Consider the following 15359-nt stretch of genomic DNA (forward strand, 5'->3'; position numbering starts at 1 on the left):
CTGGCCCGCCGGTACCACTACTCGACCGGGATCATCGGGCTGTTCGGGCTGATCGGTGCGGCGGGGGCAGTGGCGGCCACGCTCGCCGGCCGCCTCTCCGACCGGGGCTGGGCCCGCCACAGCACGGGCGCCGCCACCGCCCTCCTGTTCGGCTCGTGGCTGGCCCTGTGGCTCGGGCGCTCGTCGCTCCTGGCCCTGGTGCTCGGCATCCTGATCCTGGACGTGGGCGCCCAGGGTCTGCACATCACCAACCAGGGCGAGATCTACCGGCTCCGCCCCGAGGCCCGCAGCCGTCTCACCGCCGCCTACATGGTCCTCTACTTCGTCGGCGGCGCCGCCGGCAGCGTGTCCTCGGCCACCCTGTACGACCGTCTGGGCTGGAATGGGGTGTGCGCCGCGGGGGCCGGCTTCGCCGCTGCCGCCTTCGCCCTGTGGTTGTTCCGGTTGGTGGCCCGCCGGCCCTGACGTCGGTTTGACCGGGCCCCGGTCCTGGACGAGGGTGGCCGAAAGGCACCTGTCGAACCGGCTTCGGAAAGGAGAAACGATGAACCGAATCCCTCTCCAGCAGCCGCTGGCCGATACCAAGGGTTGGCGCGCCGAGCGAGCTCCCCGGTGGTGGGCGGCTCGCCCGGTCGGGGCCACCTCGCTCGACCCCCCGACCCTCGCCTCCGCCCTCGAGGCTGCGCCTCATCAGGGCGCCGAGTCCTGAGGACCTCTCCCCCCGCCCTTCCCGAAACATAAAATACCCTGCCGTATATGAAAATTCATATACGGCAGGGGATATCCCGCAGACCGTGGCGTGAGGACCCCATCCGGTCACCGGCTCGTGGACGCAGCGGGACCAGTCGGCCACTCACTGCCGACAAGATGGGCCGTCAGGCCGGGCGTACTTGAAAGTTCATATACGGCCGACAATTTTCGTACGCGAGGGGCGGGGGGACCTCTTCCCTGGTCACCCCGCCGGCCGGACCCGGTCCTCGATCTCCCAGGCGTGGTCCAGGGCGTGCCAGGCCGTGCGCCGGATCCCGTACCGGGCCGGCCATCGCAGCCCACCCCGCGGACCGCGGTCGGGGACCTCTCCTCGGGCCCGGGCCGCCGCCGCGTCGGCCAGGGCCTTCCTGAGCGCCGCCGGGTCCCGCCGGTCAGAGGCCGCCACCTTCCCGCCGAGGCGACCGAGGTACCCGCCGGCGCCATCGAGGACATGGGCCCGGATCTTGTCGAGGTTGCGCCCGCCGCCCCGGGGCCCCGTGGCCAGCGCCGCCCCGACGGCGTCGTCGGCGATCCGGTCGAAGGCGTGCCAGCACGACTGCAGGATCCGGAGCCATCGGTCGAGCTCCTTGCCTCCGATGGGCTGCTCGTCCGCGAACGGCACCGCTCCGGGAGCACCGAAGTCGGTGCTGGAGTCCCCGGGCAGTCGCTCGACCACCTCGAGGTCACCGGCGCGAACCACCCCCAGGCCCCGAGCCCGGGCTCCGAGGGCGGCCTTGTAGCGCCCGGCGTAGGCGGCCAGAGCCTCGAGCGCCGCCTCCTCGTCGCCGCCGCTGCGACACCACCCGGGCCAGTCCACGGCGGCGGCGAAGGTGCGCTTCTGGCCCACCTCGACGTACACCGGAAGGGCCGACGAGGAGGCGGGGGTCATGAGACGGGCTTGACCCGGAGGAGCCTGGGCACAGCCCCGCGGGCCGCGAAGGGCCGCCACGAGCCCTCCGGCTGGGCCATTCGGTCGGCGACGATCCACAGAACACCCGGGTTGTGCCCGAGCCCGCTGTGGCTTCCGACCACCTCCACGCTCTGGCTGATGGGCGATGCCGCCTCGACGCACGAGCGCCACGCCACCACGCCGTCTCCCCGCGTGTAGATCGCGGTGGTAGGGACGGTCAGCGGCCTGCGGTCGTGGAGGTGGAACGGGCTTCCCATGGTGACCACCTGGCGCACCACGGCCGGGGCGCCCGGAGTAGGAGGGGCCACACCGAGGCCAGACCGGCCGCATCGAGTCCGGCCCGGCTCCACGCTTCAGCGCACCGGCGTCTGCGACTCGACCGGGTTGCGCCGGGCGGTGAGATGCAGGATCAGGTCCTGAGCCGATCCGGTCACCTCCCGGCCGTCACCATGGGACCAGTCGATGTCGGTGGCGACGAGTCGCCCGGTGATCTCGGTCCCGAAGTGGGCGTGGACACCCCCGCTCGTCAGGTCCTCCAGCACCTGGCGCACGGTGGCGTCCGGGAACACCCGGGGCCGGCCGAGGGGCACGGTGACGTCCAGTCCGTGCACCACGACGTGGTTGAGGGCACCGGCATACCCGCCCCCGGGAGGCGTCCAGTGCTGCATGACGTCGCTGCGCAACTGACCCACCAGGTCGGCGCTCGGCAGCTCCGAGTCCCGGGACGCAACCCGGTTGGACAGGACGGTGAAGTCGAAGCCGCACTGCCGGAGCTCGGCCATGAAGGCCTCCTCCGAATACCGGGCGGGCATCGTCAGGTGAGCGACGACCTCGCGCAGCCGCCAGCCCTCGCAGAGCGACGGCGTGTCCCACTCACTCGGGGACAGTTCCGCCAGAAAGTCAGCCAGGGCCAGGCATCCGGCCCCCACGACGGGCTGCAGGCTGTCGTCTGAAGTTGACATGGGCGCCTCCTCGGTCGTCGCTCCCCTATCCGACGGCACCGAGGCCTCCGATTCATCGGCCCGGCATCACGCCGGCGGCGCTGGCGCCCCCACCCCCTTCAGGTGGGACGCGAGACAAGGGCGCGACACACCTCGACAAGCTGGGCGGCGGCAGCTGCATCATCGGCTCTGAGCTCGGCCTCCCGGTGCTCCGCCCGAGAGCGCTCCCGGCCCGTCCGAAACCGCACTCCCAGGTGCTCCCCATCGACGGCGAGCTCCTCGATCCACGGCCACTCCGCCCACAGCACTCCGCCGGCACCCATGACGCTGCCGGCAAACGAGCGGTCTCCCGCGAAACACAGGGCGGAGTGGACGGCGACCCACTGGCCTCGTCCGCTCGCCTCCCAGGGTGGCCGGGCAGCTCCGAGCGAGCTCCGCGCACCCACGTGGCGGAGGAGCACCACACCACTGGCCGATGCGAGGCTCGGTTGAAACCTGAAGGGGTGCGGCTTCGGGAGTGGGTTGTCCGGCGTCGTGCTTCTGCGCCACGGACTCACCCGCACAACCGTATAGGCGACCCGCCGGCGGTCCGCATTCAGCCGGAGGCGGTCCGGTATCCTCGATCCCTTCGGCGGATCAAGGGAGATCAGCAGATGAACAGATGGATCGGCGCGCCGGTGCTCCTCGGGTCATTGGCGCTGGGACTGGCGGCGTGCGGAGGCTCCTCCGGTTCAGGTAGCGCCAGCTCCGGAGGATCCGACAACGGGGAGGCAGCCAAGTCGGTCAGCCAGATCGGCCACGACGTCGAGGCGGCCATGAAGGGCCTCAAGAGCTTTCACATCTCGGGCTCGGTCACCGACAGCGGACAGACGATCGGTCTCGACCTGGCCGTCGAGAACTCGGGCCCGGGCGGCGGGACGATGTCCATAAACGGCTCGTCGTTCCAACTCGTGGTGAACGGGTCGAAGCTGTACTTCAAGGGGGACCAGGCCTTCTGGGAGAAGACCGGGGGCGTCAATGCCAGTGTCGCCAACCTCTTCGCCGGCAAGTGGGTCACCGGCGTGCCGAGTACGTCGGACCTGCAGAGCCTCGCTCAGCTGACCAACATCAACAGCTTCGTCAGCGGGCTCTCGAGCGGCTCGGACAGCGGCCCCAACGGCACCAAGCAGTCGGTCACCACCTTCCACGGCCAGTCGGCTCTGCCGATCAAGTCCACCGACGGCACCGTTTACGTTGCGACCAGCGGGCCGCCCTACCTGCTCGGTCTCCAGGGCGGAAGTCAGGGAACGCTGACCTTCGACCAGTTCAACTCGGCCACCGCCCCGGCCGTTCCGACGGGTGCCGTCGACTTCGGCGACCTGAGCGGCGGCTCATAGGCCAACCTCGTAGGCCGACACCGTGGGCCGTAGAGGACTCGAACCTCTGACCCCTTGCGCGTCATGCAAGTGCGCTACCAACTGCGCCAACGGCCCGGTGGGCGGCCAGGGTACCAGGTCACTGCCGGAACGGCGCCGGCCCGGGGACCTGCCGGCGGACCGGTGGGCTAGGGCCGCACCTCGTCCACCCGGCCCGTCCTGACGTCGTAGACGAAGCCCCGGACGGCGTCCTTCCGCCCCAGGAAGGGACTGGCGTGGATCCGCGCCAGGGACTGGCGCACGTCGCTCTCCACGTCGGTGAAGGTCTCTACCGCCCAGCCCGGGCGGATGCCGGTCTCGTCCTGAAGCTGGCGGGCGAAGTCCTCTCCGCGGAAGCCCATCATCCCGCACTCGGTGTGGTGCATGACCATGATCTCCTCGGTGCCGAGCAGGCGCTGGGAGATGGCCAGCGAGCGGATGGCGTCGTCGGTGACGGCGCCGCCGGCGTTGCGGATCACGTGGGCGTCCCCGGGCTGCAGTCCGAAGATGGCATGGACGTCGATGCGGGCGTCCATGCACGTCACGATCGCCACGCGGCGGGCCGGCGGGGCAGGGAGGTTTCCGTTGTTGAACGAGACGGAGGCGGCCTGAGCCCGCTCGATCAGCTCGTCGATGACCACCACCGCAACTTAGTCAGGCAGTGGCGGCGGGAGCTCACCCCGTCGAGGGCAGCGCGGCCAGAACCTCTTCGACCGAGGCATGGTCGGCGGTGTGGGCGTCCATGTGCTCGTACCGCACGATCCGACCGGGACCGACGATGAACGTGGCCCCCAGCTGGTTCACCCGCTTGCCGCTCTTCTTGATCCGGAAGCCCTGCCGGTGGGCCTGGCGGGCGCCCTTCATGCTGCGCGGGTCAAGGAGCAGAGTGGCGAAGTTGACCTTCCGCACCGACGCCGCCCGCGCCGCCGCCCCGTCGTCGTCCACCAGGACCGGGAACGGGACGTCCTCGTCCTCGACGAAGCGGCGGGCGTAGTCCACGTCACCCGTGCCGATGGCGACCACCTCGCCGCCCTGCCCCTTGATCTCCTCGTATCGGCCGCGCAACTGCGCGGCATGCTGGCGGCAGAGCAGTCAGCCGAAGTGGCGCAGGTAGACCAGGATCACCGGTCGTCGGGACCACAGATCCCCCAGCCGGTGGGTGGCGCCGTCGGCCTCGGTGAGCTCCAGCGCCTCCAGTCGTTCGAGATCCATAACCGGAACCGTATCGGTTATGGTCCCCGCCGTGAGCTCGGGCGCCCGGCGGGGCTGGCGCGGCGCTCTGCTCGCCCTGGTGCCGGTGGCGCTCGCCACCGCCGCTTGTGGCAGCGGCGGGAGCGGGAACGCCGCCACCTCCAGCACCACGTCGTCGACGCGGGGCAGCTCCACCACGGCCGGGCCCTCCCCGGGATTGGTGTCCACCACGACCAGCGCGGGGCCGACCGCCACCACCAGGGCGGGCGCGTCGAGTGCCACCTCGACCACCTCCGCCGCGCCAGCGTCCACCTCGACGACCGCTCACCAACCGACCACGGTCCAGGTCGGCGCCAGCCAGAACGGCCGCACCGTGGTTCTCCACGTGGGGGACACGGTGCAGATCTCGCTGACCGGTTGCGCCGACTGCGGGTACAGCTGGCGGATGACCGGCCGGCCCAGCCCGGTCGTGTTCTCCTACGAGGGCGAGCAGAGCACCACGCCCAGCACGACCAGCACCTCCGCCGGCCAGCCCCCGATCGTCGGCCAGCCGGTGACCTGGACCTGGACGTTCAAGGCGGTGAGCGCCCACACGACCGGCTTCACCGCCGGGTACTTCCCGCCCGGGCAGGGGACCACGGCGACGCAGAACTTCGCCGTCCAGCTGCGGGTCGCGGCGGGACCGCCGGCAGTCCCGCCTACCGGTAGTACGCCTACTGCGCCACCCGGCGCAGGACGATCGTCGTGCGGGCCCCCACCTCGACGCGGCCTCCGGCCTGCAGGGCCGGGTTGTCGTCCGGTAGCGGGTAGGCCCCGGTGTCCAGCTCCCGCTGCCACTCCGAGCCCCACTTGGCGGCCGGGAGCTGGAAGGTCCGGGCCTCGGGGCCGGAGTTGAACAGGAGCAGGAAGCTGTCGTCGGTGACCGCCTCCCCCCGGTCGTCGGGGGTGGGGATTCCTTCCCCGTTGAGGAACACCGCCAGCACCCCGGACTCACCGCTCGGCCAGTCCGACTCGGTCATCTCCGAGCCCCCGGGCTCGAACCAGGCGATGTCGGTGACCGAGCCCTGGATGGCCACCCCCTCGAAGAAGCGGCGGCGGCGGAACACGGCGTGGTCCCGGCGCAGGCCCACGACCATCCCGACGAACTCGACCAGGGACTCGTCCACCTTGTCCCAGGCGAACCAGGAGACCTCGTTGTCCTGGCAGTAGGCGTTGTTGTTGCCGCCCTGGGTGCGTCCCAGCTCGTCCCCGCCGAGGATCATCGGCACCCCCTGCGAGAGCAGCAGGGTCACGAGGAAGTTGCGCTGCTGGCGGGCCCGCAGCTCGAGGACGGCGGGATCGTCGGTGGGACCCTCCACCCCGCAGTTCCACGACCGGTTGTCGTCGGTGCCGTCCCGGTTGTCCTCGCCGTTGGCCTCGTTGTGCTTGTCGTTGTAGGCGGCCATGTCGGCGAGGGTGAAGCCGTCGTGGGCGGTGATGAAGTTGATGCTGGCCGACGGCTTGCGCCCGTTGGACGCATACAGGTCGGAGCTGCCGGTGAGGCGGTAGGCGAACTCCCCCAGGGTGCCCCCCTGGCCCCGCCAGAAGTCGCGGATGCAGTCGCGGTACTTGCCGTTCCACTCCGACCACAGCGGGGGGAAGTTGCCGACCTGGTAGCCGCCCTCACCGACGTCCCACGGCTCGGCGATCAGCTTCACCTGGCTGACCACCGGGTCCTGCTGGATGAGGTCGAAGAACGCCGAGAGCCGGTCGACGTCGTGCAGCTCGCGGGCCAGGGTCGACGCCAGATCGAAGCGGAAGCCGTCGACGTGCATGTCCAGGACCCAGTACCGCAGGCTGTCCATGATCAGCTGCAGAACGTGGGGGTGGCGCATGTTCAGGCTGTTGCCGGTCCCGGTGTAGTCCATGTACCGGCGCCGGTCGTCGGCCAGGCGGTAGTAGGCGGCGTTGTCGATGCCCTTGAACGACAGCATCGGGCCCCGCTCGTTGCCCTCGGCGGTGTGGTTGTAGACGACGTCGAGGATCACCTCGATCCCGGCCTGGTGGAGGGCCTTGACCATGGCCTTGAACTCCCCCACCTGCTGGCCCCGCTGACCGCTCGAGCTGTAGCCGTTGTGGGGCGCCAGGTAGCCGATCGAGTTGTAGCCCCAGTAGTTGGACAGGCCCCGCTCGACCAGGCGCTGGTCGTGGATGAACTGGTGGACCGGCAGCAGCTCCACGGTCGTCACGCCCAGCTTCTGGAAATGCTCGATGATCACGGGGCTGGCCAGGCCGGCGTAGGTCCCGCGCAGCCCCTCGTCGATGTCGGGATGGAGGTGGGTGAGGCCCTTGACGTGGACCTCGTAGATCACCGTCTCGTGACGGGGTATGCGGGGGTGGCGGTCGTCGGCCCAGTCGAAGTAGGGGTTGTGGACCACCGAGAGGGGCATGAACGGCGCACTGTCGTGCGTGTTGGGGGGCCCGTCGGGATCGTCGTGGTCGTGGCCGTACACGGCGGGGTCCCAGCGCACCTCACCCTCGATGGCCTTGGTGTAGGGGTCGATGAGCAGCTTCGCCGGGTTGCAGCGGTTGCCCTCGGAGGGGTTGTAGGGTCCGTGGACCCGCCAGCCGTAGCGCTGGCCGGGCATGGCGTTGGGGACATAGCCGTGCCAGCAGAAGGCGTCGACCTCGTCCAGCTCGATGCGCGTCTCCTGGCGGTCGTCGTCGAACAGGCACAGCTCGACCATCTCCGCCGCCTCGGAGAACAGGGAGAAGTTCGTTCCCGATCCGTCGTAGTAGGCGCCCAGAGGGAAGGGCTGGCCCGGCCAGATGCGCACGCCAGCACCATAATCGGGGCCCGACGGCCCCCCGCCCGGGGTCGACGCCCTCGAGCTCTACCGCGAGGGCGTGCGCGTCGAGCGGCGGTCAGCGCGTTTCGGTCACCGTCCCCTGGGCGTCCTCGGTGGCCTCGAAGGCGAAGTGGCCGGTGACCATGAACTCCACCCGGTCGGCGAAGTTGGCGGCGTGGTCTCCGATGCGCTCGTAGTACCGGCCCACCAGAGCCACCGAGACCGACCGCTGCAGGACGCTTTCCCCCGCGGCGTGCTGGGAGAAGATGTACTGGAACAGCTCCTTCTGGAGATCGTCCATCACGTCGTCCATGTCGGCCAGGGCCCGCGCCTTGGACACGTCACCGTCGGCGAAGGCGTCGACGGCGAGGCGCAGCTGGGCCTCGGCCTGGTCGCGCATCCGGTTGATCAACCCCCGGGCCCGCGGCTCGAGCGGCTCGGGGTAGAGGCGCCGGCCCGCCTTGGCCACCTTGACCATGAGGTCACCGATGCGCTCGAGCTCGTGGATGATCCGCAGGATCGAGACGAGGACGCGCAGGTCGACCGCCATCGGTTGCTGCTGGGCCAGCAGCAGGCACGTGCGCTGCTCGATGGAGTGGGTCAGGGCGTCGACCTCGAGGTCGGCCTCGATGATCGCCTCGACCGTGGCGAGGTCCTCGTCGAGCAGGGCATTGGTCCCGGCCTGGATGGACTCCCCTGTCAGGGCACCCAGGCGGATGACGTCGGAGCGGATCTCCCCCATCTCCTCGTGAAACGCCTTGCGGATCTCCACCGTCTCCCTCCCGGCTCGTCAGGCGCCGCGGGGCGCTTCGAACCGGTAGCCGAGGCCCCGGATGGTCGTGATGCGCTGGGGGTGGCCGGGATCGTCCTCCAGCTTGGCCCGCAGCCGCTTGATGTGGACGTCGAGCGTCTTGGTGTCCCCGACATAGTCCCCGCCCCACACCCGGTCGATCAGGGTGTCGCGGGTGACGACGCGTCCGGCATTGGTCATGAGCAGCTCGAGCACCTCGAACTCGCGGAGCGGCATCCGCACCGAGCTGCCCCGCAGCGTCACCTCGTGGCGGTCGGAGTCCAGGCACACGTCCCCGACCTCGAGCATCCCCTCGTGGTTCGGGGCGTCCGAGCCGGCGGCGCGCCGCAGCACGGCGCGCATCCGGGCCACCAGCTCGCGGATGCGATAGGGCTTGGTCACGTAGTCGTCGGCGCCGACCTCGAGGCCGACGACGGTGTCGATCTCGGCGTCCCGGGCGGTGACCATGATGATCGGCACGGCGGAGTGGGAGCGGATGCGCCGGCACACCTCGAGGCCGGACAGCTTGGGCAGCATCAGGTCGAGCAGCACCAGGTCGGGCTTGGTCGCGTCGAACAGGCCGAGGGCCTCGGCGCCGTCGCGCGCCACCTTGACGACGAACCCCTCCCGGGAGAGGCCGGAGCGGAGGGCCTCGATGTAGGACTCCTCGTCCTCGACGACCAGCACGGTTGCTTCGGGGGTCATGGCGCCTCCCGGGGCACGATCAGGGTGAACGTCGAGCCCTCACCCTCGCGCGACTCGACCGTAACCCGGCCGTCGTGGTTGATGGCGACGTGGCGGACGATGGCCAGCCCGAGGCCCGTGCCCCCCGTCTCGCGACTGCGGGCCCGGTCCACCCGGTAGAAGCGCTCGAAGATCCGCTCGTGGTCGCGGGTCGGGATGCCGATGCCGCGGTCGATCACCCGGAACGACACCGAGCGGGGGTCGGCGTCGACCTCCACCTCGACGGTGGATCCCGGGTCCGAGTACTTGACGGCGTTGTCCAGGAGGTTGGCCAGGCCCGACACCAGCTGGGCGGCGTCGGCGGTGAGCTCGGTCACCTGGTCGGTCCCCCGCTCGACGATCCGGATGGCCCGCTCGTCGGCTCCGGCCCGGATCCGGGCCACGGCCTCGGCCACGATGCGGGCCGCCACGAGGGGCTCGGGCCGGATGCCCGCCGCCCCCTCGACCCGGCTCAGGTCCAACAGGTCGTTGATCAGCCCGGCGGCCCGGTCGGCCTCGGCGCTGATCCGCGCCCCGAGCCGGCGCATCACCGCCGGGTCGTTCTCCTGGCACAGCGCCTCGGCCAGGGCGCCCAGGGCCCCCACCGGGGTGCGCAGCTCGTGGCTGACGTTGGCCACGAAGTCCCTGCGCATGGCGTCGAGGTGGTGGCGCTCGGTCACGTCCTGGACGAGGGCCACGGTTGCCTCCCGGTCCCCGCCCGCAGGCACGGGCCGGGCCTGCAACTCGAGCACCCGGCGGGGTGGCCCCTGCAGCTCGAGGGTGCGGGTGCGCCCTCCGGTCCTGACCGCCTCGTCGATCACCGACCCCAGGAGATTGGCGGCCAGAGCGTCCCCGTGGCGGGCGTCGACCAGGCCCTCGGCGGCCTGGTTGCGGAGCTGCTCGCGCCCGTCCCGCCCGATCACGACGACGCCCTGGGGGACCAGGTCGAGGGCGGCCCGCAGGAGGCGCACCTGGCGCCGGGCCGCCTCCAGGTCGTCGGCCGCCCGGCCGGCGTCGGCGCGGGCCCGGGCCAGCTGGCCCCGGGCCGAGCGGGAGAGCGGCCTCATCCCGGCACCGCTACCCGAACCGGCCGGTGATGTAGGCCTCGGTCCGCTCATCGTCGGGCTTGGTGAAGATCTTCGACGTGGCGCCGACCTCGACCAGCCGTCCCGGCAGGCCGGGGCCGGCGAGGTTGAAGAACGCCGTCACGTCGCTCACCCGGGCCGCCTGCTGCATGTTGTGGGTGACGATCACGACCGTGTAGCGGTCCTTGAGGTCGAGCATCAGGTCCTCGATGATCAGCGTCGAGACCGGATCGAGGGCCGAGCAGGGCTCGTCCATCAACAGCACCTCCGGGGCAACGGCTATGGCCCGGGCGATGCACAGGCGTTGCTGCTGGCCGCCGGACAGGCCCCCGCCGGGTCGGTCCAGCCGGTCCTTGACCTCGTCCCACAACCCGGCGTGGCGCAGGGACTGCTCGACGGTCCCGTCGAGGTCGGACTTCTTGCGGGCGCCGTTGAGCCGCAGGCCGGCCGACACGTTGTCCCGGATCGACATGGTGGGGAACGGGTTGGGGCGCTGGAAGACCATGCCGATCAGCCGGCGGACCGCGGTCGGGTCCATCTCCTCGCTGTAGATGTCCTCCTCGTCGAGCAGGACGCGGCCCTCCATGCGCGCCCCGGGCACCGCCTCGTGCATCCGGTTGAGGGTGCGGATGAACGTCGACTTGCCGCAGCCCGACGGCCCGATGAGGGCGGTGATCTGCTTCGGCTCGACGGTGAGGGCCACGTCCTCGATCGCCTTGTGGCTCCCGAACCAGGCGGAGACGCTCTCGACTTCAAGCCGCTTCGACATAGCTCCTCTAGGTGACCGACACCCGGCTGCGACGGGTGACGACGCGGGCCACCACGGTCAGCAGCACGACTATCACGATAAGGGCCAGGGCGGCCCCCCATGCCCGGTCGACGTCGATCTTGAACGGGGACTGGGCCTGGGCGAACACGAAGAGGGGGAGCGCCGACTGCTGGCCGTGGAAGGGGTTGGCGTGGACGGTGTCGAGGCCGAACACGGTGAGCAGGAGCGGGGCGGTCTCCCCGGTCACGCGGGCCACAGCCAGCATCACGGCCGTGGTCAGGCCGGACGAGGCGGTGGGGATCACGATCGACACGATCGTCCGCCACCGCGCCACCCCCAGGGCGTAGGACGCCTCCCGCAGGTCCTGGGGGACCAGCTTGAGCATCTCCTCTGACGCCCGGGCCACGATCGGCAGCATCAGCACCGACAGGGCCAGGGCCCCGGCAAAGCCGGAGAACCCCTGGTGCAGCGCGATCACCCAGAAGGAGTAGACGAACAGACCGGCCACGATCGATGGGATCCCGGTCAGCACGTCGACCAGGAAGCGCAACGACTGGGCGAAGCGGCTCTGGCGCCCGTACTCCACCAGGAACACGGCCACCAGCAGCCCGAGGGGCACCGAGATCAGGCTGGCCAGGCCCACCTGCTCGAGGGTGCCGATGATCGAGTGGAGGATCCCTCCCGTGGCGTCGAGGGGGCCCACGCCCCGCATCGACGTGGTGAAGAACCTCCCGGTGAACTTGGCCGCGCCCTTGGCGATCGTGTAGCCGAGAACCGCCACCAGGGGGATGAGCGCCACCACGAGGGCCAGGGCGCACCCGGCGATGGCGACGAGGTTCACCGTCTTGCGCCGGCGGGCGTTGCCGGCCCGCGCCGCCGACGCCTCCCGGAGCGAGACCGTGGCGGTCACGCCCGGCCCTCCGCCATCCGCACCGAGCGGTGCACCACGGCCCGGGCCCCCAGGTTGACCAGCAGGGTCAGGGCGAACAGCACCAGGCCGGAGGCGACCAGCGCGGAGCGGCCCATGGCCAGGGCCTCTCCGAACTGGGTGGCGATGTTGGCGGCGATGGTGTTGCCCCCCGGCTCGGTGATGTGGGGGTTGACCGTGAAGGTGGCGCTCAGCACCAGGGCCACGGCGATCGTCTCACCGAGGCCCCGGCCCAGCCCCAGCATCGAGGCGCCGACCAGGCCGCTGCGGCTGAACGGCAGGACGGCCAGGCGGATGGTCTCCCAGCGCGTGCCGCCGAGGGCCATGGCCGCCTCCCGGTGGGACGTGGGGACCTGGCGGAAGATCTCGCGGGCGATGGCGGCGATGATCGGCAGGATCATGATCGCCAGGACCACCCCCGCTACGAACATCGTCCGCCCGTAGGCGCCGGTGCGGTTGTGGAAGATGACCGTCCAGCCCAGGCCGGTGTTGAGGCCCTTCTGCACCGGGATCATCTTGGGGATCAGGACGAACACGGCCCACAGCCCGTAGACCACGCTGGGCACGGCGGCGAGCATGTCCACCAGGTAGCCGCCGATCCGGCCCATCCACACCGGCGCCAGCTCGGTGAGGAACAGGGCCGAGCCGACGGCGATCGGGGTGGCGATCACCAGAGCCACGACGCTCGAGGCGATCGTCCCGAAGATCAGGGCCTCGATCCCGAACCGGGGCCTGGTCTGGTCGGGGTTCCAGCCCTTGTTGGAGAAGAAGTGCAGGCCCTGGGAGCCGAAGGCGGAGGCGCCGTGGATGGCCAGGAACACGGCGATGGCCACCACGATCACGAAGACCAGGGCGCCGGCGCCGACGGTCAGGGCGGCAAAGCGCCGGTCCGCCCCGGCCGCCCCCCGCGTCGGGACGAAGTAGCTCATTGATCAGCGGGCGGCGCGACGGGCCACGGCAGCCGAAGTTACGGGGGCCAGGAGAACGCCCCCCCACCGCGGGATGAACGGGGGGTTAACGAGCGCTTGCCGGCATGGGAACGTTGCGGCCAAGCCACAATGTGGCCGTGTACATCTCGGCCAAAGCCGACTATGCCCTCCGCGCCCTGGTCACCCTGGCGGCATCGGACCGGCCCATGACCGCCGAGGCCCTGGCCCGCTCCCAGGAGCTGCCGGTCAACTTCCTCGAGAACATCCTCCTCCAGCTCCGCCGCTCGGGGCTGGTGGGCAGCCAGCGGGGGCCGGACGCCGGCTACCGCTTCCGCCGCCCCCCGGCGGAGATCACCGCCGCCGACGTGATGAGGGCCGTCGACGGACCCCTGGCCGAGGTGCGGGGCCTGCGCCCGGAGGACACGGCCTACCCGGCCGGCACCGAGGTCCTCCAGGAGCTGTGGGTGGCGCTGCGTGCCAGCATCCGCAACGTGCTCGAGACGGTGACGATCAGCCAGCTGGCCAAGGGGGAGCTCCCCCGGCGGCTGCGGCCCCTGGTGGCCGACCCCGACGCGTGGGCACCCCGCTGATGGACCTGGTCGAAGCCCTGCGCACGACCGGGGCGGTGCGGGAGTTCACCGACCGGCCCGTGCCCGACGAGGTGGTGGAGCGGGTGCTGGAGTCGGCCCGGTTCGCCCCGAGCGGGGGGAACCGGCAGGGGTGGCGGGTGGTGGTCCTCCAGGACCCCGACGTCCGCCGGCGGCTGCGGGAGATCTACCAGGACGGCTGGTACGACTACCTGGCCATCGCCTCGGCGGGGATGGTGGCCTTCGCCCCGCTCAACGACCGCGACGCCGAGTCGGAGGCGGTGGCCCGGGGGGCGGCGGACCAGCGGGCCCGGGGGGAGGCGGGGGCGGAGAGGGGCGGCTTCGCCGAGAACCTGGACCGGATGCCGGTGGTGCTGGTGGTGCTGGCCGACCTGCGGGCGCTGGCGGCGGTGGACCGGGACCTGCCGCGGTACACGTTCGCCGGCGGGGCGTCGGTCTACCCGTTCGCGTGGAGCGTCCTCCTGGCCGCCCGGGCCGAGGGGCTGGCCGGGGTGCTGACCACGGTGGCCGTCCGGCACGAGGCGGAGGTCAAGGAGCTGCTCCGGGTGCCCGCCGAGCTGGCGGTGGCGGGGGTGCTGGTGCTCGGGTACCCGGTGCGCCAGCCGACCCGGCTGCGCCGGCGGCCGGTGCCGGAGTTCACGACCGTCGACCGCTTCGACGGTCCCGCCTTCGGTGCGTCCTGAGCTCCGCCGGGCGGCCCGCCACCTGGCCGGGAGCCTGCTCGACGCGGCGTGGGCGTGGATCGGGTCGGCAGGGGCCATCGGGCCCGACGACCGCCGGGCCCGGCGCTTCTTCCACGTGGGCCGGGCCACGCTGATCGGCTTCCCGCCCGGATCGCTCCTCAACACCGGCTCGATCAGCATCGGGGACGAGACGCTGATCTCCCCGTTCGTCACCCTGGCAGTGGGAATGCCGGGTGAGCGGATCCCGCCCGAGCGCAACCCGGTCGTCCGCATCGGCTCGCGGTGCAGCATCGGCCGGGGCAACTCGATCGTGGCCCGGTGCGGGGTGGTGATCGAGGACGACGTCACGACCGCGCCCAACGTCTACATCACCGACCACAACCACAACTACGAGGACCCCGAGGTGCCGATCGCCCGGCAGTGGCCGGCCGAGGCGGCGGTGCGGGTGGGCGCCGGCAGCTGGCTCGGTACCGGCGCGGTGATCCTCCCCGGAGCCGACATCGGCCGCAACGTGACGGTGGCCGCCGGGGCGGTCGTGCGCGGGGTGGTGCCGGACCGCTGCGTGGTGGCGGGGGCGCCGGCGCGCGTCGTGCGCCGCTTCGAGCCCGGGGAGGGGTGGGTCCCGCCACTGCCGCCCCGGTCCGTCACCCCGCCGAGCGGGTTCGTGGCCCGCTAGACCGACGGCCGGCCGGGGCCCCGCCTACGGCGTGTGGCGGCGGAGGAACGCCCGAACCCGCTCGAGGGTCTCGTCGTGGTGGGCGGGGCCGGCCCACTCGATGACCAGCTCGGCGGCGGGTGCCAGATCGACGATCTCCTCGGCCGTGGCCCGG

Annotated in this window: 20 protein-coding genes and 1 tRNA gene; 6 read left to right on the forward strand and 15 right to left on the reverse strand. The window is 71.5% G+C overall.

The genetic code is table 11. The annotated features are described in order from the left end of the window. Together VFW24_13950 and VFW24_13955 are read left to right on the forward strand one after the other, a co-directional pair. On the forward strand, positions 1-465 hold a 465-nt coding region (locus VFW24_13950), incomplete at its 5' end, for an MFS transporter (GenBank protein ID HEX5267866.1). 79 nt (positions 466-544) lie between these two features. Next, positions 545-709 (forward strand): hypothetical protein, encoded by a 165-nt coding sequence (locus VFW24_13955; protein HEX5267867.1) that lies wholly within the window; start codon positions 545-547, stop codon positions 707-709. A gap of 243 nt (positions 710-952) precedes the next feature. Here the strand turns inward: VFW24_13955 and VFW24_13960 are convergent, their stop codons facing one another. The 3 genes from VFW24_13960 to VFW24_13970 all read right to left on the reverse strand — a co-directional run bounded on the left by VFW24_13960 (position 953) and on the right by VFW24_13970 (position 2622). Then, entirely contained in the window at positions 953-1639 is a 687-nt protein-coding gene (locus tag VFW24_13960) for a hypothetical protein (GenBank protein ID HEX5267868.1), read from the reverse strand. Then, the gene (locus VFW24_13965) at positions 1636-1917 is read right to left on the reverse strand and encodes a hypothetical protein (GenBank protein ID HEX5267869.1); all 282 of its coding nucleotides are present in this window, start codon (positions 1915-1917) and stop codon (positions 1636-1638) included. The genes VFW24_13960 and VFW24_13965 overlap by 4 nt, the downstream gene beginning before the upstream one ends. Before the next feature lie 96 nt (positions 1918-2013). Further along, the gene (locus VFW24_13970) at positions 2014-2622 is read right to left on the reverse strand and encodes a maleylpyruvate isomerase family mycothiol-dependent enzyme (protein HEX5267870.1); all 609 of its coding nucleotides are present in this window, start codon (positions 2620-2622) and stop codon (positions 2014-2016) included. A gap of 632 nt (positions 2623-3254) precedes the next feature. On the opposite strand from VFW24_13970, the gene VFW24_13975 reads away from it, so the two are divergent. Then, entirely contained in the window at positions 3255-3977 is a 723-nt protein-coding gene (locus VFW24_13975) for a hypothetical protein (protein ID HEX5267871.1), read from the forward strand. Positions 3978-4000: 23 nt separating this feature from the next. Here VFW24_13975 and VFW24_13980 read toward each other — a convergent pair. From VFW24_13980 to pstC, 12 genes are all read right to left on the reverse strand, one after another. After that, positions 4001-4073 (reverse strand) — tRNA-Val (locus VFW24_13980). A gap of 71 nt (positions 4074-4144) precedes the next feature. Then, positions 4145-4636, reverse strand: a complete 492-nt coding sequence (locus tag VFW24_13985; protein ID HEX5267872.1) for a carbonic anhydrase — start codon at positions 4634-4636, stop codon at positions 4145-4147. Between the two features lie 34 nt (positions 4637-4670). Further along, a complete protein-coding gene (locus tag VFW24_13990) occupies positions 4671-5087 on the reverse strand; it encodes an AhpC/TSA family protein (protein ID HEX5267873.1) in 417 nt (138 codons plus the stop codon). Beyond that, positions 5088-5498, reverse strand: a complete 411-nt coding sequence (locus tag VFW24_13995) for a hypothetical protein (protein HEX5267874.1) — start codon at positions 5496-5498, stop codon at positions 5088-5090. Between the two features lie 165 nt (positions 5499-5663). After that, complete coding sequence (locus VFW24_14000) at positions 5664-5825, reverse strand: hypothetical protein (protein ID HEX5267875.1); 162 nt, start codon at positions 5823-5825, stop codon at positions 5664-5666. Positions 5826-5899: 74 nt separating this feature from the next. Next, the gene (glgX, locus tag VFW24_14005; GenBank protein ID HEX5267876.1) at positions 5900-8002 is read right to left on the reverse strand and encodes a glycogen debranching protein GlgX; all 2103 of its coding nucleotides are present in this window, start codon (positions 8000-8002) and stop codon (positions 5900-5902) included. Between the two features lie 88 nt (positions 8003-8090). Beyond that, positions 8091-8786: a phosphate signaling complex protein PhoU gene (gene phoU / locus VFW24_14010; protein ID HEX5267877.1), complete on the reverse strand. Its 696-nt coding sequence runs from the start codon at positions 8784-8786 to the stop codon at positions 8091-8093. A gap of 18 nt (positions 8787-8804) precedes the next feature. Beyond that, positions 8805-9509, reverse strand: coding sequence for a response regulator transcription factor (locus VFW24_14015; GenBank protein HEX5267878.1), 705 nt, complete (start codon positions 9507-9509; stop codon positions 8805-8807). Continuing rightward, the gene (locus tag VFW24_14020) at positions 9506-10594 is read right to left on the reverse strand and encodes an ATP-binding protein (GenBank protein HEX5267879.1); all 1089 of its coding nucleotides are present in this window, start codon (positions 10592-10594) and stop codon (positions 9506-9508) included. The genes VFW24_14015 and VFW24_14020 overlap by 4 nt, the downstream gene beginning before the upstream one ends. A 10-nt stretch (positions 10595-10604) precedes the next feature. Continuing rightward, positions 10605-11381: a phosphate ABC transporter ATP-binding protein PstB gene (pstB, locus tag VFW24_14025; GenBank protein ID HEX5267880.1), complete on the reverse strand. Its 777-nt coding sequence runs from the start codon at positions 11379-11381 to the stop codon at positions 10605-10607. Positions 11382-11388: 7 nt separating this feature from the next. After that, on the reverse strand, positions 11389-12291 hold the full coding sequence (gene pstA / locus VFW24_14030; protein HEX5267881.1) for a phosphate ABC transporter permease PstA: 903 nt from the start codon (positions 12289-12291) through the stop codon (positions 11389-11391). Next, positions 12288-13238 carry a phosphate ABC transporter permease subunit PstC gene (gene pstC, locus VFW24_14035; GenBank protein HEX5267882.1) on the reverse strand — a complete coding sequence of 317 codons (951 nt, stop codon included), beginning with the start codon at positions 13236-13238 and terminating at the stop codon, positions 12288-12290. Before pstC ends, pstA begins: the two co-directional genes overlap by 4 nt. 137 nt (positions 13239-13375) lie before the next feature. Here pstC and VFW24_14040 point away from each other — a divergent pair, with 137 nt between their 5' ends. From VFW24_14040 to VFW24_14050, 3 genes are read left to right on the forward strand one after another with little or no spacing between them, the layout of a single operon-like run. Continuing rightward, on the forward strand, positions 13376-13828 hold the full coding sequence (locus VFW24_14040) for an Rrf2 family transcriptional regulator (protein HEX5267883.1): 453 nt from the start codon (positions 13376-13378) through the stop codon (positions 13826-13828). After that, positions 13828-14529 (forward strand): nitroreductase family protein, encoded by a 702-nt coding sequence (locus VFW24_14045; protein HEX5267884.1) that lies wholly within the window; start codon positions 13828-13830, stop codon positions 14527-14529. Before VFW24_14040 ends, VFW24_14045 begins: the two co-directional genes overlap by 1 nt. After that, the gene (locus tag VFW24_14050) at positions 14519-15205 is read left to right on the forward strand and encodes an acyltransferase (protein HEX5267885.1); all 687 of its coding nucleotides are present in this window, start codon (positions 14519-14521) and stop codon (positions 15203-15205) included. Before VFW24_14045 ends, VFW24_14050 begins: the two co-directional genes overlap by 11 nt. Positions 15206-15359: the final 154 nt, after the last annotated feature.

The sequence above is a fragment of the Acidimicrobiales bacterium genome, assembly GCA_036273495.1.
Classification (GTDB): domain Bacteria; phylum Actinomycetota; class Acidimicrobiia; order Acidimicrobiales; family JAJPHE01; genus DASSEU01.

Coding starts and splice junctions, on each gene's coding strand:
- VFW24_13975 (HEX5267871.1), top strand. CDS start 3,255: ATGAACAGATGGATCGGCGCGCCGGTGCTCCTCGGGTCATTGGCGCTG.
- VFW24_14015 (HEX5267878.1), bottom strand. CDS start 9,509: ATGACCCCCGAAGCAACCGTGCTGGTCGTCGAGGACGAGGAGTCCTAC.
- VFW24_14020 (HEX5267879.1), bottom strand. CDS start 10,594: ATGAGGCCGCTCTCCCGCTCGGCCCGGGGCCAGCTGGCCCGGGCCCGC.
- pstC (HEX5267882.1), bottom strand. CDS start 13,238: ATGAGCTACTTCGTCCCGACGCGGGGGGCGGCCGGGGCGGACCGGCGC.
- VFW24_13965 (HEX5267869.1), bottom strand. CDS start 1,917: ATGGGAAGCCCGTTCCACCTCCACGACCGCAGGCCGCTGACCGTCCCT.
- VFW24_14045 (HEX5267884.1), top strand. CDS start 13,828: ATGGACCTGGTCGAAGCCCTGCGCACGACCGGGGCGGTGCGGGAGTTC.
- pstB (HEX5267880.1), bottom strand. CDS start 11,381: ATGTCGAAGCGGCTTGAAGTCGAGAGCGTCTCCGCCTGGTTCGGGAGC.
- VFW24_13960 (HEX5267868.1), bottom strand. CDS start 1,639: ATGACCCCCGCCTCCTCGTCGGCCCTTCCGGTGTACGTCGAGGTGGGC.
- VFW24_13970 (HEX5267870.1), bottom strand. CDS start 2,622: ATGTCAACTTCAGACGACAGCCTGCAGCCCGTCGTGGGGGCCGGATGC.
- VFW24_13955 (HEX5267867.1), top strand. CDS start 545: ATGAACCGAATCCCTCTCCAGCAGCCGCTGGCCGATACCAAGGGTTGG.